This is a genomic window from Arthrobacter sp. NPDC058130, assembly GCF_042884475.1.
In the GTDB taxonomy this organism is placed as follows: domain Bacteria; phylum Actinomycetota; class Actinomycetes; order Actinomycetales; family Micrococcaceae; genus Arthrobacter.
Genome location: NZ_JBHVTV010000011.1, coordinates 50,143 through 72,361, shown reverse-complemented (window position 1 = coordinate 72,361; position 22,219 = coordinate 50,143). Strand labels below are relative to the sequence as shown.

The following is a 22,219-nucleotide window of genomic DNA, read 5'->3' as shown; positions in this document are numbered from 1 at the left end:
CCTTGAATCCGACGACGACATCCCGACAAAAGGCCATGTCGCCGTGCGGCGCGAGAAAGGGCCGTTCGTGCGTTACGCCGCCAGCCCGCTCTGGACCGCCGCTGCGTGCTCCGGTGTCCGGGTGGCGGCGAGCCGCTTCGCCAAATATTTGGCGTCCCGGCACACGCCGGGGAGGGTTTCCGACGCCGCTGCGAAGATGAGATCTTTCCCCAGCAGATACAGGCCCGGCAGGGCATCCACGATCCCGCGGTGCTGCTGCTCCCGCCAGTTCGCGGGCAGCGCCGGGATGCCCAGCCACGGGTAGGCCTCGGTGAAGCCGGTGCACCAGATGACGTTTGCCACCGGAAGGCCCTGACCGCCGTCGAGCATTACTTCGCCGTCCCGGACTCCGGTGACCCGCGGCACCAGGTGGACGCCGGCGGCCTCGAGGTCAGCGAGCTTGGTGCGGATCAACGGCGTAGCCGTGGCAGCCATCCTGGGCAGCATCTTGCGCCCGACCGGCGTGTTGGTGTTGAGCACGTGCAGCCCGGCGAAGCGGACCACCGGGAGGAAGAAGCGGGCCGCGGTCCGGCCGTGCCGGAACGGGATCTCGGCGCTCGGCTTGCCGGCCAGCCAGGTTTCATGCGTGCGGCTGGTCTCCAAGGCGATCTCCGCCCCGGAGTTGCCCACCCCCACCACCAGGACGGGACCGGGCTGGAGCTGGGCCGGGCTCTTGTAGTTGTGGGAGTGGAGCTGCACGACGTCGGACGGCAGTTCCGCCGCAAAGCCCGGCGTCTTGGGCAGTTGGCAGGCACCCGTGGCGAGGACGACGTTCGCCGCCGTCCAGCGCTGCGTCCCGGCCGTGACATGGAACCGCTGCCCGTCGTGGCTTAGCCGGGTGACGGCCGTGTTGGGCCGGACCGGCAGGTGAAACCGGGAGGCGTAGTCCTCCAGGTAGTCCGCCTGCTCGTCCTTGGTGGGGAAGGCGAGGGGGTCTCCCGGGAAGGGCCGGCCGGGCAGGCCGTCGTACTTGGCCGGGGTGAACAGGCGCAGCGAGTCCCAGCGGCTCCGCCATGCGTCGCCGACCCGTGTGCCGGCGTCGAGAATGACAAAGCTGCGCTGCTGCTGCGCCAGGTAGTAGCCCAGCGCCAGGCCGGACTGTCCGGCGCCGACGATGACGGTGTCGACGGCGCCGCCGGTGTCAGTTGCTGGGGTGGTGTTCATGGTGGTCCCTTCTTGGTTGCGTGTGCAGTGGGTGGCTATGAACGTTGTGGCTGCTGTGGCGCCGGGTGGCCGGCGGGTTCGGACCGGAAGCTTAGGTACCAGATGAGCAGCAGCGCGGAGGCGACGACGTAGAAGGAGTGCAATAGCCAGATCGGCCCCGGAGGGAGGCTGAAGACGTAGACGGAGTGCACTGCGTTGGCGACGTTGCTCAGCGCGAGGTAGCCGAGGCTGTAGGAGTCAAGATCCCTCGTGCGTAGTGCCTTGAGCAGCATGGGCAGGTAGCTCACGGCGAAGAGGCCGGTGGATACCATTCCTGCGAGCACCGAAACGTTCATGCCATTAACGCTATTTTTCGTCGCGCCGTGGCGAATCGGGCGAATCACCCATTTCCTATCTGCCGGAGAGAAAAATCCGGCGGGCGGGGATGGGTAATTTTATGCAGGGAGGGAGGTCGGGGCGAGCCCGTGCTGGTAGGCGTAGGCCGTGACCGCGGCCCGGGAGGTCAGGCCCAACTTGGTGAAGATATTGCTCAGGTGCCGGGCCACCGTTTTTTCGCTGATGAACAGCTCGGATGCGATGTTCCGGTTGCTCAGTCCGGCGGAGACGAGCTGGACCACCTCGGTTTCGCGTGCGGTGAGCGGCCCGGCGTCGGCGGTGTGATGAGCGTCGTTCCCGGTGGTTGGCGCCGGGGTTGTCCGGGTGTCCGGCGCGACGGGCAGCGAGTGCTCAAGCTCCGATAGCGCCGGCGCGGCGCCCAGCTCGGAAAATACTGCCCGGGCCGCTTCAAGTTCCAGCCGGGCGGATTCCTCATCGCCGAGTGCGGCGCACAGCCTGGCCAGGAGGGCGCGGCAGCGGGCCGCTTCGAACGGTGCATCGAGGCTGAGCCAGCGGGACCACGCGCGGCGAAGCGGGATCAGGGCAGCCCGGGGGTCGCCTTCGTGGAACAGGACAGAGGCCTCGGACTGCTCGGCGAGGGCGTGCAGCAGGGGCATGTCGATCGAGGCGCAGAGCGAAGCCAGCTCCTCCATGGCAGCCCGTGCTGCCCGTGCGTCGCCTGCTGCCAGTTCGATTTCCACCCGGGCGGCGAGCATCTGGCGCCGGTGGGTGGGGTCGGCGCCGTCCATGGCCTGCCGGAGCAGGGACTGGGCCTGGTCCGGCTTGCCCTGGGCCAGGCGCAGGAGCGCCAGTCCGGGCTGCGGCGGGAAACCGGTCTCCAGAGCGTGCCGGTAGGAGGCCTCGGCGGCGTCGAAGTCGCCCCGGAGCCTGTGGATTTCGCCCTGCTCGTAGAAGCCGCCGTAGGTGGCCAACAGGTCGCCGCGGAAGGCGAGGTCCTGCGCCCTCTTGGCCGCGTCGATCGCCTCGGCCCAGGCGCCGTGCAGCCGGTACAGCTGGGAGCGGTGCATCTGGCATTGGCCGCTGTAGGCCACCAGGCTCTGCTGCGCGTCGCACCACCGGTCCAGCGCCCGGGTCCACTCGTGAGCCCGTTGCAGGTCGAAGGCCAGATGGCAGGTTCCGATCACAGCGCAGTAGATGATCCCGGCCGGGACCGGCGAGATCTCCCCCACGGTTACGGCCACCATGGCTTCGTCGAGTAGGGCCAGCCCGTCCTCGAGCCGGCCCTGCATGATCTTTGCCTGCCCCAGACCCAGCAAACCGAGGGCGGCCGCGTCAGCGTCGCCACGTTCCCGTCCGAGGTCGGCGGCACGGGTGAAGGCCTCCGCGGCGGCGGCGCCGTCGCCGCGGTAGAGGGCGCCCAGCCCGGCAGGGACGGACAGCATGCCCTCGAAAGGGCAGGGTTCGGGCAGGTCCTCGACGATCCGGTGGGCACGGGCGAGCCAGCCGGCGCTGCGGGCCGCCTCGCCCAGCAGCATAAGGTTCAACCCGGACCAGGCGGCGCAGCGGACGGCGGCGGAGTAGTCGCCGTCGGCGAGGTACTTCAGGTGCGCCCGGGCCAGGATCTCCACTCCCTCGGAGCCCCGGCCGGTGAGGATGATGGAGGTGGCCAGCTGTTCCAGATCGCTGGCCGGAAGTTCGGCGTCGTGGTCGGCCGCGGTGTACTGCCCTACGGCGTCCGGCCAGCGCCGTTCGGCGTAGGCTTCCCGGCCGTGTGCGAGTGTAGACATCGCGCCTCCCCGTTCCCGGTGGCGGGTCTGAGCCGGTGGGCGCTGCCCAGCCCGGCGCTCGCGGAACCGGTGGTGGGCGGCGCGGCCCGTCATCTGCTTTTCAGGCTACCGCCGGGGTTAAGGGGCGGCAAGGTGCGGGGCTGGCGCGGCCCAGCACTCGGCGAGGGGCTACTTTTCGCCTATGCGGCCGCCAGCGTTCATCGCTCAGAAGTGGAACCGGCTCTTCCGTCCGTCAAGCCCATGAACATGGTCCTGCAGGATGTCCACGTGCTTGCGCGAGACCTCCACGGCATTCTGGACATCGCCGGCACGCAGGGCCGCCACCAGTGCCACGTGAGCTCTCAGCAATAAGTGTTGATCCGGATCCGTGGATATTGCCGGACACCGGTTTTGTTGTTCTTCGCGATGTTGACACGCCCTTCCCGACAGCAGTCCCCGTTCCAGCGGAGCCTTCCAGCGCCTAGTTCAGCGAGACGTTCGCTGCTAGTGGTCGGGACGACCCAAGGAATCAGAGCTTTGCGCAACAAACCGGCTAGGGCTTCCGTCGCCGGGGTGCAGTCCCCGGTCAAAACCGTGATTCACTCCTGAGCTGTTTAGGAAACAACACCCTCAGGACGGCCAGTTCGCGGCGCCCGGCCCGTCGAACAACGCGCTGGTGCTGCTCTGAGGCACCACCACGTGGACGGCGTTGCGCTCGATGGTGAAGTCGGTCGGCGTGGTGACGGCGATCTCGCCGTCGAGGTTTACCGGCATCTGCGGCTCGGTGACCAGGCGGACGTGCCGGCTGGTCAGGTGGTGTACCCGGTCGTGTTTGATGAAGCTTCCGTCCTTGAGTAGCCGTGCGATCGTCACGTGCTCCCGGACCGGGCCTGCCAGGATGGCATAGATGTCAAGGGTGTGATCGTCGATCCCTGCCGTGGGGGAGACCGTGTTGCCGCCGCCATAGTGCCGGCCGTTGCCGACGGCCACCTGAAGCAGGTCCTCGAGCTCCAGCGGCTCGTGGTCCCCTTCCGGGAACTCGAGGCGGGCCCGGAACGGCTTGTGCCGGGCGTACGCCCCAAGCGTGGCGATGCTGTACGCAAAGGGTCCGATGTACCGCTTCAGCCGGGGGCTGAGCGCTTCGGTGACTGCCACGGAGAGGCCCGCGGAGGCGACGTTGAGGAACGGCGCACCGTTGGCCCGGCCGAGGTCGATGTCCACCACCTTCCCTTCGGCGACGGTAGCGCACGCCTCGGCAAGATTGTTCGGCAGCTCCAGCGTGCGGGCGAAGTCGTTGGCGGTGCCCAGCGGGAGAACGCCGAGCATAACGTTGGTGCCGGCAACCCGGCCGGCGGCGTAGGACACCGTCCCGTCGCCGCCTCCAACAACGATCATGTCGTGCCCGTCCGCAAGCACCCGGTCAAGCGTCCCGGCCAGGTCTGCCCCGGAGAGCACATGGTGCACGGAGGAGATGGGTACTCCTTCCTTGCGCATTGTGTCCACGGCAAGTTCGGATGCCGCCCCTCGGCGGGATCCGGCGTTGATGACAACGGCGGCGGAGCGTGGGCCCGGGGCAGTTTTCATGTGGGCCATGCTAGGTGACGGACCCGGGTGTTTACCATCGCGCCGGCGCCGTTCGGGGTCGCCCGCAGGTGCCTTGCGCAAAACGTGAGCCGTCACACCTTCTAAGGTGAGCCTTCCCACCTTATTCTGAGTAAGTCACAATAAGCCTGTAAAGTTGGATGCAGGCCAGCGTAGCCCTTGAGTACCGCACCGGTGAAGATACCCGGGACAGCCGGGCAAACGCCACAATGCGCAACGCCCTCCTGCTTGAGCGGCACAAGAACCTATGTGTGTGGCCCTCATCCAGAAACCTCACGGAGAACCATGACTATCTTGACCGAACGTCCCGAAGCCTCCTCATCCACCACCGTCGCTGACACCGCATCGCGCGGCGGCAGCTACGTGACCCTCCCCGCCGGCAGCGTCCCCGCCGGCGTCGAGGGCAGCTATGTCACCGTCGCCGGTGTTCGAAACCTGCCCCCCGTCACCCGGGGCAGCTATGTCACGGTAGACGGCACTCCCGTTGTTGCCGCCGGCGTCATCGAGGGCAGCTACGTCACTCTTCCGGCGGCGGCCTAGTTTCCAGCGCCCTGCGGGGGTAGAACCACCGCGCGGGCATGAAAGGAGGCCGACGGCGACACCAGGTGTCGTCGTCGGCCTCCTTTTTTCGCGCCAGCGGACGTTTGTACAGGCTTCGACGAGCTCAACCACGGAGTTCCACGGTGTCCGGAGGCGCGCTCGACAGGGCTTAGGGACGAACGGGTGAGGCCGCTTCGTTTCCGAGCACCGTCGTCCAGGGGCTGGCGGTCCACTCCGTCACGACGCCGTTGATGACGTAGGGATCGGCGGATGCAAAAGCTTTCGCGGCCTCGAGCGCGTTTTCGCCGGTGAAGATCAGCAAGCCTTTGAAGGGGACTTCTCCAACGGCGCCGCCCAGCAGAAGCTCGCCGCGTTCGACTGATTCCCACCCCGCCCGAAGATGGTCTGCGCGGTATTGTTCGCGGCTTTCAAGGTAGTTGTCTGCGTAGGTGTATTCGAGGACGGCGTGCATGCCTGTCTCCATATCGTTCAGGGATTTCGTTCGTTGTAGAAGCAGCCTACCCACCGGGACTTAGCCAGAAACGGAGGCCGCCCCAACCTGTACCCGGCGGGTGTCGGCGAAATCGCCAGCTTAATGGTCCGCCTTCCGGCGTCCGTTCGTCAGGTGGCGCCGCCGCCCTCCGTCAGGCCCATGAACATCGTGCGGTGCAGGATGTCCACGTGCATGCGCGAGACCTCCACGGCTTCCTGGATGTCGCCGACGCGCAGGGCCGCCACCAGGGCAACGTCGTCGCAGTTGGACTTGTGCAGCAGCTCGATGGGGTAGGGGATGAAATAGGCATACAGCTCCGCCAGCGTCTCGTGATAAACCTCGACGGCGGTGCCCAGCCCGGACGCGGTGCCCACCAGTTGGTGGAACTGCTCGTCCGCCTGGTGGTAGCCGGACCAGTCCGCGGACTCGGCCATGCTGTGCGTCAGCCGGTCGAGCTCATCCAGTTGCTCCGCCGTCGCGTTGAGGGCCGCGTAGTGGGTGACGGCGCATTCGAACGGCAGCCTCCGGTCCACCAGCCGGTTCACGGCCTGGGACTCGGCCGGTGACGCCGTGAGCTCGGCCAGCACGTTCCGCGGAGGCTCGTCGGCCACGAACGTGCCGCCGGCCCGGACCCGGCGGCGGACCACCACGCCCTGGTCAGCCAGGCTGGCCAGCGCCCGGCGGGCGGTAATCGGGCTCACCGCGGCGACACTGGGTGTCGTCGTCGGCCTCCTTTTCGTGCCAGCCGGGCAGCTACCCCGCCACCGCCGCCTTCGCGGCCTGCTTGGCCTTCATCCACTCGCTCAGCCACGGGGCCCGGACGCTCGACGTGATCCGGCAGTCGGCCACAAAGGTTCCCTTGGCGCCGGCGTCGATCCAGTCCTGGAGCGCGGAAAGATCCGCCAGCGAGTGGACGATCGCCGACTCAGCACCGAGCGCTCGGGCGACGCCGCTGAAGTCCACCTCGGGGATCAGCATGGGCTTCTCGGTCAGGCCCTGGGAGCCGTACTGGTGGATTTCGGCTCCGTAGGCGGCATCGTTGTAAATCACGACGACGGCGCTGCTGGCCGTGCCGATGAGCGATTCGAGGTCGGACAGGCCCATCAGGAAACCGCCGTCGCCGGAGGCCAGCACCAAGGTGCGGCCGTCCTCCACCGCGCGGGCGGCCCCGACGGCGCTGGCAAGGCCCAGCCCGATGGCTTGATAGGCGGTCCCCACCATGACCAGGTCCTGCGGCCTCGGGATGCGCCAGTACATGGGTGCCCAGCCGACGAAGTGGCCGCCGTCCTGGACCACCGTGCGGCGCTCCGGCAGCACCGCATCCAGTGCCGTGGCAAGGGAGCGCGGATCCAGCCGGCCGTCCGGGGTCTCCGCGGAGCCTGCCTGGTGGCCCGGTCCCTCGGCCAGGCGTTTGCGGGCTTCCGCGCGCCAGGCTTCTGCGCGGCTGGCGGTCGGTGAGGCCGGGCCAACCAGCATCCCCAGGATGCGTGCCGCGGCAGACTTCACGTCCGCGCTGACGAACGTATCCACCCGGGGGTGCGTCGGCTGCAGGGCGGCGTCTATCTGGATGACGGTGCTGTCCGGGCCGATCAGGTGCCCGAACCGCATGGTGAAAGGGCTCAGGCTTGCCCCGGCCACGAGGACCACATCGGCCTCACCCATGAGCCCGGCCGCGGTTTCCGTGCCGAAGCCGCCCGCGACGCCGAGGTATCCCTCGCCCTGGAGGAGGTTGAGCGCCAGGGCGGTTCCGGCGGTCAGCGCGCCCAGACGGTCGGCGAGTTCCCGGAGCTCCGGGCCGGCGCCGGCGAGATGAGCACCGCGGCCGGCGAGGATCAGCGGCCGCTTCGCCCCGGCGAGCAGCCGAGCCACCTGCCCAAGGCCACCGTCGACGTCGTCACTCACCGCCGCTGCCAGCGGCGCCGGAAGTTCCTCTTCAGCAGCCTCGAGCGCCGCGAGGTCGTAGGGAATAGCAATGACGACGGCGGTCCGCTTGGTGAGCGCGTATTCCACCGCCTGCTGCGTGATGGCGCCCGCGGCTTCACGGGTGACGTTGAAGGTCGCCGCGCCGACGCCCGCGGCGATTGCCGCCTGGTCCACGTCCTGGGGCCGGGCGCCGCTGCTCGGGGCGTCGCCGGTGACCAGCACCACGGGGATTTGCGCCTGGACCGCCTCCGCGAGGGCGGTGAGTGCATTGGTGTAGCCGGGGCCGTAGGTGGTGGTGCCCGCTGCGAGACGTCCTGATGTCCGGTAGTAGGCGTCGGCCGCGGCGATGGCGGCGCCTTCATGGCGGACGGGGGAGAAGCGGAGGCCCAGCTTTTCCGCGGCGTCCAGGAAGTAGACGTTGCCGTTGCCCATCACGCCGAAGACATCGCTGAGATAGCTGCTGAGAACCTGCGCCACGCGGCCGGAGACGGTAAGTGTCATGCAGGAATCTTGTGGGCTGGTTCACAGATAGGCAAGAGCATGGAAGTGGATTGGGATTTTTGGCAGCAAGCTAACACTGCAACTGAAAATTTGCCCACCTGTGGCGCGCATCACCCGTGCTTAGTGCGCTTAGTGCGAGGGCCGGGATTCCTGCTCGGACAGCCGACTCAGGAGGCCGTCGTAGCGGGGCGGCATGAGTTCCAGTACGGAAATGGCCGTGCTGGTCCGTTGGATTCCCTCGATTTCCAGGATCTCGTTGGTGATGCGGTAGAGATCGGCCGTACTGCGTGCCACCACCTTGGCCATGAGGTCCGCGTCCCCGGTGGTGGCGTGCACCTCGATGACCTCCGGAATCGCGGCGAGCCCGTCTTCCACCGCACCTGTCCGCGTCTGGCTGATGGACAGTGAGAGGAAGGCCATCAGGTCATAGCCAAGCGCGGCGGGATCCAGTCTCCGGCTGAAGGAGCGGAGGGCGCCGCTGCGCTCGAGCCGCGCCAGCCGGGCGTGGACAGTGTTCCGTGCGACGCCGAGCGTCCGCGAGAGTGCCAGGGCGCTGGCTTCAGGATCTTTGTCGAGGGCCAGGATGATCCTGCCGTCGAGGGAATCCAGGGTGCGGGGGTTCGGAATGGTCATATTTTCACCGCAGACAGTAGAAGTTGAGCAGAAGTCCCAATGAGTTGAGAGTATCTTGCATTGTGGGACGGGTCACAATCATGATCGTTCCTCATGACCCGTGATCAGCTTCTGACCGCACCGGACACCGCGCTCCCCACCCTTCGTGGCGCGGTGGCTGGACTTCCGCCCTACGTCCCGGGCCGGCGCAGCGCCGGCGCGGACATTGCAGCCCTCGCCAGCAACGAAAGCCACTACGAGCCACTGCCCGCTGCCGCCGCTGCGGTGGCCGCAGCGGCCTGTACCATGAACCGCTACCCTGACAGTGCCGCCGTCGAACTCCGTGAACGGATTGCCCTCCACCTCGGCGTCACGGCCGGAGAAGTCGCCGTGGGGCCCGGCAGTGTCGGCGTCCTCCAGCAGATCATCACCGGACTTTGCGACGCCGGAGATGAAGTGATCTTCGCGTGGCGCTCGTTTGAGGCCTACCCCATCCTGGTTGAGCTGGCAGGCGCCTGGCCGGTCCGCATCCCGCTGGACGGCGCTGAGGGCCACGACCTCGATGCCATGGCCGCGGCCATCACTGCCCGCACCAAGGTCATCCTGCTCTGCACCCCCAACAACCCGACCGGTGTGCCGATCAGCCATGAAGGGATCGAGGCCTTCCTGCAGTCCGTCCGCTCGGACATCCTCGTGGTAATCGATGAGGCCTACGTGGAATACGCCGAAGCGGGCAGCCGTCCCGATTCCCTGGCGCTGTACCGCCAGTACCCGAACCTCTGCATCCTGCGCACCTTCTCGAAGGCCTACGGACTCGCTGGCCTGCGGGTGGGATACGCCGTGGCCGCGCCGGACATCGCCGAGGGACTGCGCCGGACTGCCCTTCCCTTTTCGGTGAGTGCGCTGGCCCAGAAGGCGGCCATCGCGTCGTTGGATGCCGGGGAGGAGATGGAAGCGCGGGTGGCCGCCGTCAAGCTGGAGCGGGCACGGATGGCCGCGCAGCTGAAAGCGCAGGGCTGGAAACTGCAGGCGAGCCAAGGCAACTTCCTGTGGATCCGTGCTGATGAACATTTGCTCGCGAGGCTGGTGGCCGCGTTCGACGCCGCCGGCATCCTGGTGCGGGGGTACCAGGGCGACGGCGTGCGGATCACCGTTGCTGACACGGCCTCCAACGACCGCGTGCTCCGGCTTTTGGAGGCCCACGTAGCCTCGACAATCGACTGACCTGAAACCCCAATCCGTTCCACCTACAACCAGAGGACTCCCCATGGAACAACAGACAAAGACGTCTGGCCGCGCACTGGGCGCGGCACTCAAACCCCGCCAGCTCACCATGATGGGGCTCGGAAGCGCCATCGGCGCGGGCCTGTTCATCGGCTCCGGCGCCGGCATCCAAGCTGCAGGACCGGCCGTGCTGATCTCCTACCTTGTGGCTGGCACCCTCATCATCTTGGTGATGTGGGCGCTCGGCGAGATGGCCGCCGCCCATCCGGACAGCGGCGCCTTCTCCGTCTATACCGCCAAGGCCTACGGGCCGGTGGCCGGTGCCACGGTGGGCTGGCTGTGGTGGCTGCAGCTCGTGGTGGTCATCGCCGCGGAAGCCCTCGGTGCGGCAGGACTGCTGGCCACCATCTTCCCGGCCCTGCCGGTATGGCTGATGGCCTTCGTGTTCATTGTTGTGCTCACCGCTGTGAACCTCACCAGCGTGAAGAACTTCGGCGAGTTCGAGTTCTGGTTCGCCCTGCTCAAGGTAGCGGCAATCGTCGGGTTCCTCCTGGTGGGCGCTGCCCTGCTGTTCGGCTGGCTGCCGGGCGTGCAGTCGCCGGGCTTGGCCAACTTCACCGGAGACGGCTTTGCGCCCGACGGCTTCGCCGGGATCGCCACAGCACTCTTCGTAGTGGCATTTGCGTTCGGCGGCACCGAGATCGTGTCCGTGGCGGCAGCTGAGACCGCCGAGCCTGCCCGCAGCGTGAAGAAAGCGGTCCGCACGGTGCTGTGGCGCATCCTGGTCTTCTACATCGGCGCCATCTTCGTCATCGCAGCGGTGGTTCCCGTGGGGTCGGCGGGGCTGAAGAGCCCGTTCGCCGCCGTGTTGGAAGCCGCCGGCATGCCCGGCGCAGCCACCGCCATCACCCTGGTGGCCGTCGCAGCGCTGCTCTCCGCCCTCAACGCCAACCTCTACGGTGCGTCACGGATGGCGTACTCCCTCGCGGAGAGGGGTGAAGCGCCACGCCTGCTAGCCTCGGTGTCCAAGGCGCGTGTCCCGGTTGTCGCAGTCCTGGCCAGCGTCGCCTTCGGCGTTGTCACGGTTGTGCTGGAGTTGGCTTTCCCGGAGAAGGTCCTTCCCATTCTGCTCAACATCGTGGGTTCGACGTGCCTGCTGGTGTGGACGTCCGCGCTCCTCGCCCAGCTCGCACTGCGCCTCCGCGCCGACCGCGAGGGAACGGAGCTTCCCCTGCGGATGCCCGGCTTCCCGTGGCTCACGGTGTTTGGTCTGGTCATCCTTGCGGCGATCTTCACGGTGGGATTCATCGGCGAGGATTCCCGTCCGCAGCTTCTGAGCACTTTCGCACTCGTGGCGCTTCTGGCGGTGGCTAACTGGCTGAACCACCGTTCCGGTAATGTTCCGGGCCGCATTGAATCTGAGGACCGCGATAATCAGCCAGTGCTTATCGACTAAAATCAGGTGCTTTAACGGGGGTTGAGCAGACGAAGGGCGCGTCCGGTCTGGCCGGGCGCGCCCTTGGCGTTTTGAGGTGCCGGGCGATAAAAGTGCTGAATGCTCCTGGGCCGGACGGCATACCCGACCAGCGAGTTTTAGTTAGCTGTTCAAAAAAGTGTTCGGTTACGTCGACCCCGACTTGGAGTGGTGTCTGTGCGACACGACGTAGGTGCTCGTCATCAGTGAAGTAAACTAAGTCGCCAATCAACAAGAACCGGAATCTGGTGAGCAGCAGAAACGTAACATTCCACGTCTTCTGCGTCCCTTTCTCGCCCTTTCCAGGGACCCTCTCCTGAAGTTCCCAGACAATACTCAGGTTTTCCGCCTATGTGGTTATAGTTCCTCGTGGGGGATTGATCTGTCTGGCCTGCCACAGGGCTATATCTCAGTGACACCGCATGGCGGAGAAGCCACCCAGAGAATCAGCCAATCGAGTTAGACAGGACAGGAACTCCCATGACAGAGAATACAACGGTGCCCGACACCACACGTGAGGGCGAGGCCCGGGCAGCAACGGGGAAGGCAAAGAAGCCGCTGAACGTCCTCGGGCTGATCGCGCTCATCACAGCAGCGCTCGGGTTCATTTTCGCTTGTGTCCCCGGCGCTCTCATCGTTGGCTGGGTGCTGCTGCCAATCGCGTTCGTTCTGGCCCTCGTTTCTCTGTTCCTCAAGGACAAAGCGAAGTGGATGGGCATCACGGCCCTGATCGTGTCCATCGTGGGAACTATCGTCGGGTTCGCGGTGTTTTTCTCCGTCGTCGCATCGTCGGTTGACAACGCTTTCGGAAGCGGAGACACCAAAGTCGTCCAGCCGTCCAGCAATGCAGGTGCCACTGGCGGAGCCGCGGACGCGAAGCCTGCGGCCAAGGCAGGAACCCGCGAGAACCCATACCCGATCGGCTCGGTTATCGAGTCTAAAGACTGGCGCGTTGTGATCAACTCGGTCACCCTCGCCGCCACGGATGCCGTTGTTGCTGCCAACCAATTCAATAAGCCGCCGACCGCCGGGTCGGAGTACATTTTGGTGAACTACTCCGCTACTTACATTGGCGATGACGCCAACGGTCAGATGCCTGCCTTCGTGTCAATTGACTACGTTACGGCGGACGGCAAGACGGTCAACGACCTAGACAACCACGCTGTCGCACCGAAGCCTATCGACTCCGTGAGCACGCTATACAAGAATGCCACCGCGACGGGCAACGAGGCCATTGAAGTTCCTGCCGCCACGGCCGGCCAAGGCGTCCTCGCCGTCAGGCCGGGCATGCTAGGTGACAAGGTATTCGTCGCCGTAAAGTAAACACTTACAGGAAGGCCAAGGCCCCCGGCACATCACCGGGGGCTTTGTCGCGCCGCGCCGGGAGCCAAGGCGGTCCTGTTTACCATCGCCGGCTTCCCGAAGCGCCCATGGAACACTGACCTAGCGCCCGAGGCAAAAGTCCTTGAGGATGGAGCTGCCCCCAGTTTCAAGGCCGAACGCGAGCGCGCCTTTATGTATATGCCTCGTATTTTGAGGCGATGCGACATCGCGGGCGGCGGAGGCGATGGCGTCAGACACTCAGCACCCACGCCGCGTAGTTCGGTTGCAGCAGCCAGCCGTCCTGGTCCGGCGGAGCGGCGCTGTGCCGGTAGGGAGTTTGACCTGATCGCTTCCCGTGGCGGAGGCAACGAGGAAGTGCTCGTTGCGTTCGCAGATGAGGAGGTTGCCCGACTCGACCCGCCAGGTGCCGCCGTCGTCTGCAGTGACCTTGTTCTTCCACAACTGCACTTCTACGTCTTTTCGACGACCAGCATGAGGTCGCGGCCGACTTCGAAGTCCAGAAGGTCATTAAGTCCGAGCACGAACGACTCGTGCACCCTGAACCGTACGCCGTCATCCACTTCTTCGACGTTTCCGAGAATCACCGCCGCCGGGGTTACAGAGCCAATGGCGTCCAGTTGCCCGCGGACCGGAACGCCGGCACCCCGCTTGTGGCGTTCTCCGTCTCCGAAGATTCGGATAAATTCTGGGGCTCCCGGAGCCGGGACCGACATGAGCACACAGCACAGCCGAAGGACTACCAGCGGATGTTCGTCGGCGGCTCGTAACCGCCAGCCCCGGGAGCAGCGACCGGCACATGTAATCTGTCTCCGTTACCAGTACCTATTGATGGGGGAACCTTTTGACCGAGAACGTCCCGCCGGTACCGCCGGCACCCGAGCACCCGTACGCCAATTGGCCCCAGCCCGGGCAGGGCAGCTACCCGTCTCAGGGCCCGTACGGCCCTCCGCAGCCGTACACCCCGCCAGGCTACGGCCAGCAGCCGCCGCAATACGCTCCCTACCCGCCGCAGCAGTACCCGCCCGCCGCCTATTGGCCGCAGGCCAGTCCGCTGAAGCCCAAGACCTCGGGCTACCGGGTCGCGTCCGGCATCGTCGGCATTGTCCTCGGTGTTTGGCTGTTCATCCCGTCCATCGCCGGCTTCAGCAACGGCAGCAGCACAGCCTTCATGGCGTTCCTCGTCCTGGTCGCGGCACTGGGCAACATCACGGCCGGCATCGTCCTTCTGGCTAACCAGCGGAACCGGAACCAGGGCCCGCCGGTGACCTCGCTGAGCTTCGCCGGATTCGCCTTGCTGCTGGGGCTCATTGGGCTCGCCGTGACATACTTCGGCGCGGCCCTCTTCGTGTCGTCGCTGCTGCTGGCCACGCCGGTGCTGATCGTAATGAGCCTGGGGCTGGCCAAGGAGATGCGTACTGCCTGAAACCACCGACCTGGCCCCGCATCGCTAGTTCGGTGCGGGGCCTAGTCCTGGGGTCCTAACCTGCGGCTGCACCTGTTCGCCGCCCAGGGCAACGGGATGCGGGCGCCGTCGCCCCGGGCGCACATCGGATTCATCCGGGCCCCACCGGGACATCGACCTCGGGCGGCCCGAGCTCCTGGCCATCGTAGAAGCAGGCGGCGCCGGGCACTTCGGGCAGCGCCACGAGCGCGGCCCGCGCCTGAGTGAGGAGGAGCTCGCCGCTGCAGAACTGGGTGACGGACTGGACGATGTCGTGGTTTTCCAGAGCCCACGTCGGAGTAGCACCATGCGCTAACCGCGGAGCCTCGAACTCGTTGCCGACGGTGGCCCGCCTCGGCGGAACCGGCCGAGATTCCCGAAGAGTCGCATCTAGCCGTCGTTCGCGGTGAATACAGCCAAGGGCTGCCTCCGCCGCCCAGCGCCAGCCCCGCAACGTCGAGGCAGTGTCAGCCTGGACGCGGACGAAACCGCCCGCGTCCAGCTGTACGAACACCCGAAACGGGCCTTACGAGAACTGCTCTTCAAACGCCGGGGCGCCAATGTGGACTGTCCGCTCTTGAAGGAGCGGGACCACTGACTCTGGGAGCCCGTCAATGGAATGCGGTGTTTCACGGTGGGATGCAAAGGTGTCCTCGTCTTTCCACCCCTCGATCAGGATCAGGTGGCCCTCATCGCTGGGCGTTTCGAGGATGTGGAAGTACTCCAGTCCTGGTTCGCTGAGGGTGGCTTGAGCAACTGGCAGCAGCCTCTCCAGCACCGCCTCCCGGGCCGTCGCCGGGAAGTGGTAGTGGGCCACAGTGGTGACGGTCATAGCTGAATCACCATGTTGTCGCCGCCGACGGCGCGGGCACAGCGCCATGCAGCGCGCCGGCGTCGACAATCCCGAGATCGGCGTCTGCGCCATCAACCCGCACGCGGGGGAGAATGGCCTCTTTGGCCACGGCGAGGAAGCCGAAAAGATCACCCCGGCCATCGAAAAAGTGCAGGCCGACGGCATCGATGCCCGCGGCCCGCTCCCGGCGGACACGGCGTTCTTCCTGGCCGGCCGCGGCGACTACGACCTCATCGTGGCGATGTACCACGACCAGGGCCACGGCCCCGTCAAGGTGCTGGGCATCGAGGCTGGCGTCAACATCACCGTGGATCTGCCCGTGATCCGCACCTCCGTGGACCACGGCACGGCCTTCGACATCGCGGGCAAGGGCATAGTGGACGTGCGCAGCATGATCGAGGCCATGCGCCAGGCCGCGGAGATGTCCCCGAGCCCGGTGCTGCACAGGTATGAAACGATCCTTAAGTCCGTTCCTCCTGCTCCAGCGAAGCGGCCCGAATGCTCAGTGCCCGTAAACGTCTTTGAAGTCCTTTGCGACCCACAAGATGTGAAAAGTGTCCTGTATTCGAACGCCTCCCACTGGCAGTTTCCCGTGGTACCGGAAGAACATGAATCTCTCCTCGGTATCAAATTTTACCGGGACAGGAACGTTGATCTGTCCTAGCGGTATGAACTCCGTGCCCAAGGCGTGCCGTCCGCTGCTCTTGATGGTAGCCCAGTCGATTTTTGCGAGCCGGTGAAGCGTCAGCACGAGAGCGATCTGCTGATCCTTGCTCAGGTCATCCGGGCAGTTTCCACTCTGGGTGTACCTGAAACAGAATTTAGGATGTTCTTTGTCGTAGTTGACGGATTCGACCACGGGGACGGTCGCGCTGGTACCGGCAGGGCGAGTGCCCTTAGTTTTCGCCATTTGCTAGGAAGCGCGGGCTGCGAAGTACTTTGCGATATCGGTGACCGGAATAACCTTGCGGTTCTCGTTCTCCCGGAATTTTTCTTTCCAGGGGTTTTCGTCGTGGGTCATGTTCCGAAGCTTCGCCGCAGTAAAACCACCGTAGCTGTTCCAGATGGTCGCTAAGTAATTGTGCTGTTCATCCGTGAAGGTGTCCCAATTGAACTGCGGGTTCTTCGACATTACGGGGCTGCTGCCGGAGTCCTTGTACATCCCGTAGACCGTGGCAACGACAGGCCCGTGCGACCACGCCTCAATCTGTTCCGAAAAGAGGGGCGTGCCATATTTGCCGAGGTGATGGCCCTGCGCGTAATAGAGAAGCTTTTGGAGCTTCATATTGGTCAGATCCGAGGACTCCTCGTCAGAAGCCGCCCAGTTGATGAACCATTCGGCTACGTCCTTAGCCTTCAGCATGAGTCCCCTCCAATCCCGTACGATGCCGACCTTGCATCCCACCGCTACTAGGTTAGCGCGTCGTTGCCTACCGAGATTTCCATCGGTCGGCTCATCTTACTGCCTCCGTATGACAGAGCACTGATTCTGCGGGTTCACCTACTTGCGGTTGCCGCTGATTCGGACCAGTGCACAAGGGCCGTCGTGCGGCGACAGCCGAACACGTCCGGTCAGTTCCATGTGACAGAGGAAAAAGACGACAAACGCCTGGTCGAGATCAGCGGTAAATACAAGCGCCCCCACGTCTCCGAAGGAAACGTGTACAGCACTTCATGTGGAAAATCGCTCAGTGGCGCAGTACCCTCAGCCCCGGAGCACCCAGGCGGCGTTGTTCGGTTGCAGCCAGCCGTCCTCGGCCAGCGGTGCGGCGCTGAGCAGCACCGTTCCGGCGGGAAGCTTCACCGGTTCAGTGCCCATGGCGACGGCGACCAGGAAGTGCTCGTTACGTTCGCAGATGAGGAGGTTTCCGGCCTCGACACGCCAGCTGCAGCCGTCATCCGCGGTGAAGACCTCGTTCTTCCACAACTGCCGGCGAAGCTCCAGCGCCGCTTTGGTCAGAATCAGGGCCGACTGCGGATCCTGCTCCTGCAGCTCGACGGCGTGCGTGCCCCAGCCCCCCGGGACCGGCAGCCACGGATCCGCAGCGGGTTCACCGAGCGAGAATCCGTGGTTCAGCGCCGCGTCCTCGGTCCAGGGCAGCGGGACGCGGGCGCCGTCGCGGCAGACGCCGCCGCGGGCCCACATCGGATCCACCCGGGCCTCCACCGGGACGTCGACCTCGGGCAGGCCGAGCTCCTGGCCCTGATAAAGGTACGCGGCGCCGGGCAGTCCCAGCAGGGCCACGAGCGCGGCCCGGGCCCGGACGCTGCCGAGCTCGCCGCCGCCGAACCGGGTGACGGAGCGGACGATGTCGTGGTTTTCCAGCGCCCACGTCGGCGCGGCGCCGTGGAGCTGCCGGGCGGCTTCGAGCTCGTTCCCGACGGCGGCCCACGCCTCAGCGTCCCAGCCGAGCTTCACGAACGCGAAGGCGAAGGCCTGCTGCATCTCGTCGGCCCGCGTGTAGCGGGCGGCCCGGGCGGGCTCCAGGTTGACCTCACCGACCAGCAGCCGGTGCGGCTCATACTTCTCGGCCAGGGTGCGCCAGCGGCGGTAGACCTCGTGGACGTCCTCCTGATCCGAGACCTGCGGGTTGGATCGCAGCCCGTCCACCACCCCGCCCGTGGAGGGCGAGTCCGGCAGCCCCTCAGCCTTGAAGAGGGCGTGCGCGACGTCGATGCGCAGCCCGTCCACGCCCTTGTCGAACCAGAAGCGGAGCACGCCGTCGAAGTAATCGCCGACGGCGGGGTTGCGCCAGTTCCAGTCCGGCTGCCCGGCCGAGAACAGGTGCAGGTACCAGTCGAGATCCGTTTCGGATCCGGGGTTGGCGCGGCTCCACGCCCGACCGCCGAACACGCTCTGCCAGTTGTTCGGCGGGACATCGTTGGCTGACTCACCGGCTGAACCGCCGGAGGGGGTGCCAGCCGCAGAGCCGGCGCCGCCGTCGTCGGACATGCCCACCGGACCGGGCACAAAGTGGAACATGTCCCGCTCCGGCGAGCCGGGGCCGGCCGCGAGGGCCGCCTGGAACAGCGGGTGCTCTGAGGAGCAGTGGTTGGGGACGACGTCGAGCAGGACCCGCAGGCCCAGTGCGTGCGCCTTGGAAAGCAGCGATTCGAACTCTTCCATAGTGCCGAACAGCGGGTCCACGCCGCAGTAGTCGGTGACGTCGTAGCCCTGGTCCACCTGCGGGGAGGGCTGGAAGGGGGTCATCCAGATGCCGTCCACGCCGAGCGCGGCGATGTACGGCAGCCGGGCGATGAGGCCGGCGAGGTCGCCCACGCCGTCGCCGTCGCCGTCGGCGAAGGAGCGCGGGTAGACCTCGTAGATCACGGCGGACTGCCACCACTCGGGGGCCGGCGCGAGAGCGGTCTCCTCGACAGGGCCCACAGGACACGCGCTCATTTGCTGGCCCCGGCGGTGAGGCCTTCGACGATCCGCCGCTGGAAGATCAGCACCATAATGACCAACGGTACGGTGACGATCACGCCGGCGGCCATCTGTTCGCCGAAGGGCGCCTGGAATTCGGTGGCGCCGGTGAACTTGGAGATCGCGACGGTGGCGGTCTGGACCTTGGGGTCGTTGATCATGGACAGCGCGATGATGAATTCGTTCCAGCTGTGGATGAAGGTCAGGATCGCGGTGGTGAACACGCCCGGCGCGGCCAGCGGCAGCAGCACCTTGCGGAACGCCTGCCACTTGGTGCAGCCGTCGATCATGGCGGCTTCCTCGAGGTCGAACGGCAGGGCCTTCATGAACGTGGTGAGGTTCCAGACCGCCAGCGGGATCGCGAAGGACAGGCTGGGCACGATCATGGCCTGGTAAGTGTTGATCCAGCCCAGGTCCGTGAAGAGCTTCAGCAGCGGCACCACCACGGAGATGCCGGGGAACATCGACGTCGCGATGATGACGCCCAGGATCAGCGACTTGAAGCGGAAGTTCAGCCGCGAGATCGCGTAGGCGGCGAACACGCCCAGTAGCAGGGCGAACGCCGTGGTGGTGCCGGCCACGATGAGGGAGTTGAGCAGGGCCTGGCCGAACATGGTGGAGCCGTCGAACACCTTGACGTAGTTCTCGATCGAGAACGGCGCCGGCAGCAGGGTGTTGTCGAAAATGTCGGCGGTGCGGCGCAGGCTGGAGACGAGCATCCAGTAGAACGGCGCCAGGCAGTAGGCGAAGATCAGCGCCAAGCCCAGGTACACCGAGTAGGAGCGCCAGGTGCGCTGTGCTTTCGGCTTGCCTGTGTTCGGCTTGCCGTGTACGACGGCGGTGCTTGCGTCGGGCGTGCCGGCGCCGGATGCGCCTGGGGCGCCGGAGTCGTTGGCGGCGTTGCGGAGGTCGGAGATGGTCATCGGGTGGCCTCGGCCTTCTTCTGTTCGGCGGTTGCCTGGTCAGCGTTCGCCGGCGTGCGGGTTGCCTTGGTGCGGGACTTCCTGGAGATCAGCTTCAGTTCCTTGGCGCCGGTGACGTCGGCGCCGAGCACCTTCACGAACACGATCGCGACGATCGCTACGTACAGGAAAAGCACCACCGCGAACGCGGAGGCCGAGCCGTAGCGGAGCTGGTTGGATTCATCCCACGCGAGCATGGACAGGGTTTCCACGGATTCCTTGCCGGGCCCGATCAGCACGAACGGGAGGTCGAACATGCGCAGCGCGTCGAGCATGCGGAACAGCACGGCGACCAGCAGGGTGGGCTTGACCAGCGGGAGGGTGATGGAGCCGAGCTGGCGCCACCAGCCGGCGCCGTCGATCTTGGCAGCTTCGTAGACTTCGCCGGGGATGACCTGCATGCCGGCGAGGACCAGCAGGCCGATGAACGGGGCGGTCTTCCAGACCTCGGCGATGATGATGGCCGCGCGTGAGGCGTTGCCCTCGGCGGTCCAGAGGATTTCGCTGCCGAGCAGGGTGTTGGCGATGCCGTCGGACTGGAAGATCCAGCGCCACAGCAGGCCGGAGACGGCGGTGGGCACGGCCCAGGGGACCAGGATGCTGGCGCGCAGGAAGGACCGGCCGCGGAAGGCGCGGTTCATGGCCAGGGCCAGGCAGAGGCCCAGGACGGTTTCGAGGAACACGGTGGTGATGGTGAAGAACGTGGTGTTGCCGAGGGCGTTGAGGAAGCGCCGGCCGGATTCGCCGACGAACATGTCCGCGTAGTTGGCCAGGCCCACGAAGGCGTCCACCTCGGAGACGAAGCCGTTGGCGTCCAGACCGGATTCGGCGCGGAACAGGGACTGGTGCACCGCGGAGAGCAGCGGGTACACGATCACCAGGGCCAGGACCAGGAGGGTGGGGGAGAGCAGGAGTGCGGCCATGCGGCTTTCGCCGGCGGTGCGGGTGCCGCGGCGGCCGCGTTTGCGCGGGCTGGCTGGGCTGGCTGTTTGGGGCGTGCCGGGCTGCGCACCGGCGGGCGGGGCGGTCGTCGTCGTCATTCTGGGAACCTCACTGGGATTGCAACTGCCTGGCCGGCCGGGATGAACCGGCCGGCCCAGCAGCAGCTCGAATAGTTCGGAATTACTTGGCGGACAGTTCGGTGAGCTTGGCCTGCATGTCGTTCAGGGCCGTGTCCGTGTCCTTCTTGCCGGTGATGGCCGCGTAGGCCTCTTCCTGGATGGCCTTGGTGGTGGCGCCGTACTGGACCACCTTGGGGCGGGGCTGGGCGTTGTTCAGCGAGGTCAGCAGGGTGGGGAAGAACGGGCGCTTGGCCACGACGGCGGGGTCCGCGAAGAGGGAGGCGTACACCGGGGCGCGGGAGGACAGGGCCAGGCGCTTCTGCGCCTGCTCCTGACTGGTGAAGAATTTGACGAACTCCAGGGCCGTGGCCTTGTTCGGGGTGAATGGGGAGATGGCGAGGCTGCGGCCTCCGAGGGTGGAGACGCCGCGGCCGTCGGTGCCGGGGATGGAGGTGATGCCGAACTTGCCTGCCACCTTGCTGGAGCCGTCCGTGGCGCTCAGAGAGGCGTGCAGGAAGGGCCAGTTGCGCATGAAGACCAGCTTGCCGTCCTGGAACGCGCGGCGGCCCTGCTCCTCGAGGTAGGTGATGGCGTCGGAGGGGAAGAGCCCGTCCTTGAAGCCGTCCACCAGCAGGTTCAGGCCCTTTTTGGCCTCGGCGGTGTTGACGGTGGGCTTGCCCTCGGCGTCCACCACGGTGCCGCCGGCGGAGGCCACGGCCTCGGAGAAGTTGACCGTGAGGGCCTCGTTCTTGTCGAACTGGCCGGCGTAGCAGGACATGCCCGCCGCTTCCGGGAGCGCCAGAATGGCCTTGCAGGCGGTCTTCATCTCCTCCCAGGTCTTGGGCGGGGCGGCGATGCCGGCGGCCTTGAGCAGGTCCGAGCGGAAGTAGAACAGCGCGCCGTCGGTGTAGTACGGGGCGCCCACCAGGGAGTCCCGGTACGTCGCGGCGTTGACGGTGGCCGGAATCATCTTGTCCGTGGGGATCGCGTCCGCGGGCAGCGGCAGGATCCACTTGTTGGCGGCGAACTCGGAGGTCCAGACGACGTCCAGGTTCAGCACGCTGAAGGTGTCCGACTTGATCTGGGCGTTCTGGATGAGCTGCTGGCGCTGCTGGTCCGCGGAGTCCGGCAGTTCGATGAACGTGACCTTCTCGTCCGGGTGGGCGGCGTTCCATTCCTCGATGCTCTTGTTCGCTGCACCGGAGGCGTCGCGGTTGGAGACGTAGTTGATGGGGCCCTTGCCCTCGAAGGACGCGGCGGCGGCCTTCGGGGCGCTCTTCGCGTCCGTGGCGGTCCCGCCGCAGCCGGTGAGGGCGACGGCGGCGACGGTCAGGGATGCGGTGGTGGCGAGAAGAGTCTGCCAGGTGCGGCGGCGCTGCCTCATGTGTTGCTCCTTGTTATGTGGGTGGTGCGAGTCGGTTTGTGCGTGTTTGGTGCATGCGGAATCGCGGCGGGTC

The 22,219-nt window shown here is 66.2% G+C and carries 23 protein-coding genes; 7 read left to right on the top strand and 16 right to left on the bottom strand.

Features of this window, described 5'->3' with window-relative positions; genetic code table 11:
- Positions 1–72: 72 nt before the first annotated feature.
- The 5 genes from ACFVTM_RS17280 to ACFVTM_RS17260 form a co-directional block, all read right to left on the bottom strand.
- Entirely contained in the window at positions 73–1,203 is a 1,131-nt protein-coding gene (locus ACFVTM_RS17280) for a flavin-containing monooxygenase (protein ID WP_390204940.1), read from the bottom strand.
- A 35-nt stretch (positions 1,204–1,238) separates the two neighbouring features.
- Positions 1,239–1,538 carry a hypothetical protein gene (locus tag ACFVTM_RS17275; RefSeq protein ID WP_390204939.1) on the bottom strand — a complete coding sequence of 100 codons (300 nt, stop codon included), beginning with the start codon at positions 1,536–1,538 and terminating at the stop codon, positions 1,239–1,241.
- Between the two features lie 99 nt (positions 1,539–1,637).
- The gene (locus ACFVTM_RS17270; protein WP_390204938.1) at positions 1,638–3,326 is read right to left on the bottom strand and encodes a LuxR C-terminal-related transcriptional regulator; all 1,689 of its coding nucleotides are present in this window, start codon (positions 3,324–3,326) and stop codon (positions 1,638–1,640) included.
- 204 nt (positions 3,327–3,530) lie between these two features.
- Complete coding sequence (locus ACFVTM_RS17265; protein ID WP_390204937.1) at positions 3,531–3,659, bottom strand: hypothetical protein; 129 nt, start codon at positions 3,657–3,659, stop codon at positions 3,531–3,533.
- A 276-nt stretch (positions 3,660–3,935) separates the two neighbouring features.
- The gene (locus ACFVTM_RS17260; protein ID WP_390204936.1) at positions 3,936–4,898 is read right to left on the bottom strand and encodes a lipid kinase; all 963 of its coding nucleotides are present in this window, start codon (positions 4,896–4,898) and stop codon (positions 3,936–3,938) included.
- Positions 4,899–5,192: 294 nt separating this feature from the next.
- Here ACFVTM_RS17260 and ACFVTM_RS17255 point away from each other — a divergent pair, with 294 nt between their 5' ends.
- A complete protein-coding gene (locus tag ACFVTM_RS17255) occupies positions 5,193–5,447 on the top strand; it encodes a hypothetical protein (RefSeq protein ID WP_390204934.1) in 255 nt (84 codons plus the stop codon).
- Between the two features lie 169 nt (positions 5,448–5,616).
- Here the strand turns inward: ACFVTM_RS17255 and ACFVTM_RS17250 are convergent, their stop codons facing one another.
- The 4 genes from ACFVTM_RS17250 to ACFVTM_RS17235 all read right to left on the bottom strand — a co-directional run bounded on the left by ACFVTM_RS17250 (position 5,617) and on the right by ACFVTM_RS17235 (position 8,997).
- Positions 5,617–5,919, bottom strand: a complete 303-nt coding sequence (locus ACFVTM_RS17250) for a YciI-like protein (protein WP_390204933.1) — start codon at positions 5,917–5,919, stop codon at positions 5,617–5,619.
- Between the two features lie 149 nt (positions 5,920–6,068).
- Complete coding sequence (locus ACFVTM_RS17245) at positions 6,069–6,641, bottom strand: FadR/GntR family transcriptional regulator (protein ID WP_390204932.1); 573 nt, start codon at positions 6,639–6,641, stop codon at positions 6,069–6,071.
- Positions 6,642–6,693: 52 nt separating this feature from the next.
- Positions 6,694–8,364: a thiamine pyrophosphate-binding protein gene (locus ACFVTM_RS17240; protein WP_390204930.1), complete on the bottom strand. Its 1,671-nt coding sequence runs from the start codon at positions 8,362–8,364 to the stop codon at positions 6,694–6,696.
- 129 nt (positions 8,365–8,493) lie between these two features.
- Positions 8,494–8,997 (bottom strand): Lrp/AsnC family transcriptional regulator, encoded by a 504-nt coding sequence (locus ACFVTM_RS17235; RefSeq protein WP_028272046.1) that lies wholly within the window; start codon positions 8,995–8,997, stop codon positions 8,494–8,496.
- A gap of 93 nt (positions 8,998–9,090) precedes the next feature.
- On the opposite strand from ACFVTM_RS17235, the gene hisC reads away from it, so the two are divergent.
- From hisC to ACFVTM_RS17210, 5 genes are all read left to right on the top strand, one after another.
- Positions 9,091–10,200, top strand: a complete 1,110-nt coding sequence (gene hisC / locus ACFVTM_RS17230) for a histidinol-phosphate transaminase (RefSeq protein WP_390204928.1) — start codon at positions 9,091–9,093, stop codon at positions 10,198–10,200.
- Between the two features lie 43 nt (positions 10,201–10,243).
- Positions 10,244–11,656 (top strand): amino acid permease, encoded by a 1,413-nt coding sequence (locus ACFVTM_RS17225; protein ID WP_390204926.1) that lies wholly within the window; start codon positions 10,244–10,246, stop codon positions 11,654–11,656.
- A 498-nt stretch (positions 11,657–12,154) separates the two neighbouring features.
- Positions 12,155–12,997: a hypothetical protein gene (locus tag ACFVTM_RS17220; RefSeq protein ID WP_390204924.1), complete on the top strand. Its 843-nt coding sequence runs from the start codon at positions 12,155–12,157 to the stop codon at positions 12,995–12,997.
- A gap of 551 nt (positions 12,998–13,548) precedes the next feature.
- On the top strand, positions 13,549–13,785 hold the full coding sequence (locus tag ACFVTM_RS17215; protein WP_390204922.1) for a hypothetical protein: 237 nt from the start codon (positions 13,549–13,551) through the stop codon (positions 13,783–13,785).
- Positions 13,786–13,859: 74 nt separating this feature from the next.
- Complete coding sequence (locus ACFVTM_RS17210; protein WP_390204921.1) at positions 13,860–14,441, top strand: hypothetical protein; 582 nt, start codon at positions 13,860–13,862, stop codon at positions 14,439–14,441.
- Positions 14,442–14,571: 130 nt separating this feature from the next.
- Here the strand turns inward: ACFVTM_RS17210 and ACFVTM_RS17205 are convergent, their stop codons facing one another.
- Both ACFVTM_RS17205 and ACFVTM_RS17200 read right to left on the bottom strand, forming a co-directional pair.
- A complete protein-coding gene (locus tag ACFVTM_RS17205) occupies positions 14,572–14,973 on the bottom strand; it encodes a hypothetical protein (RefSeq protein ID WP_390204920.1) in 402 nt (133 codons plus the stop codon).
- A 12-nt stretch (positions 14,974–14,985) separates the two neighbouring features.
- Positions 14,986–15,291: a putative quinol monooxygenase gene (locus ACFVTM_RS17200; protein ID WP_390204919.1), complete on the bottom strand. Its 306-nt coding sequence runs from the start codon at positions 15,289–15,291 to the stop codon at positions 14,986–14,988.
- Between the two features lie 46 nt (positions 15,292–15,337).
- Here ACFVTM_RS17200 and ACFVTM_RS17195 point away from each other — a divergent pair, with 46 nt between their 5' ends.
- Positions 15,338–15,976, top strand: a complete 639-nt coding sequence (locus ACFVTM_RS17195) for a 4-hydroxythreonine-4-phosphate dehydrogenase PdxA (protein ID WP_390204918.1) — start codon at positions 15,338–15,340, stop codon at positions 15,974–15,976.
- 249 nt (positions 15,977–16,225) lie between these two features.
- Here the strand turns inward: ACFVTM_RS17195 and ACFVTM_RS17190 are convergent, their stop codons facing one another.
- The 5 genes from ACFVTM_RS17190 to ACFVTM_RS17170 form a co-directional block, all read right to left on the bottom strand.
- Positions 16,226–16,675, bottom strand: a complete 450-nt coding sequence (locus ACFVTM_RS17190) for a Panacea domain-containing protein (RefSeq protein WP_390204917.1) — start codon at positions 16,673–16,675, stop codon at positions 16,226–16,228.
- 342 nt (positions 16,676–17,017) lie between these two features.
- Complete coding sequence (locus tag ACFVTM_RS17185; RefSeq protein WP_390204916.1) at positions 17,018–18,715, bottom strand: alpha-amylase family glycosyl hydrolase; 1,698 nt, start codon at positions 18,713–18,715, stop codon at positions 17,018–17,020.
- Positions 18,712–19,662: a carbohydrate ABC transporter permease gene (locus ACFVTM_RS17180; protein WP_390204915.1), complete on the bottom strand. Its 951-nt coding sequence runs from the start codon at positions 19,660–19,662 to the stop codon at positions 18,712–18,714. The genes ACFVTM_RS17185 and ACFVTM_RS17180 overlap by 4 nt, the downstream gene beginning before the upstream one ends.
- On the bottom strand, positions 19,659–20,741 hold the full coding sequence (locus tag ACFVTM_RS17175; RefSeq protein WP_390204914.1) for a carbohydrate ABC transporter permease: 1,083 nt from the start codon (positions 20,739–20,741) through the stop codon (positions 19,659–19,661). The genes ACFVTM_RS17180 and ACFVTM_RS17175 overlap by 4 nt, the downstream gene beginning before the upstream one ends.
- A gap of 82 nt (positions 20,742–20,823) precedes the next feature.
- Entirely contained in the window at positions 20,824–22,146 is a 1,323-nt protein-coding gene (locus ACFVTM_RS17170) for an ABC transporter substrate-binding protein (RefSeq protein ID WP_390204913.1), read from the bottom strand.
- Positions 22,147–22,219 lie beyond the last annotated feature (73 nt).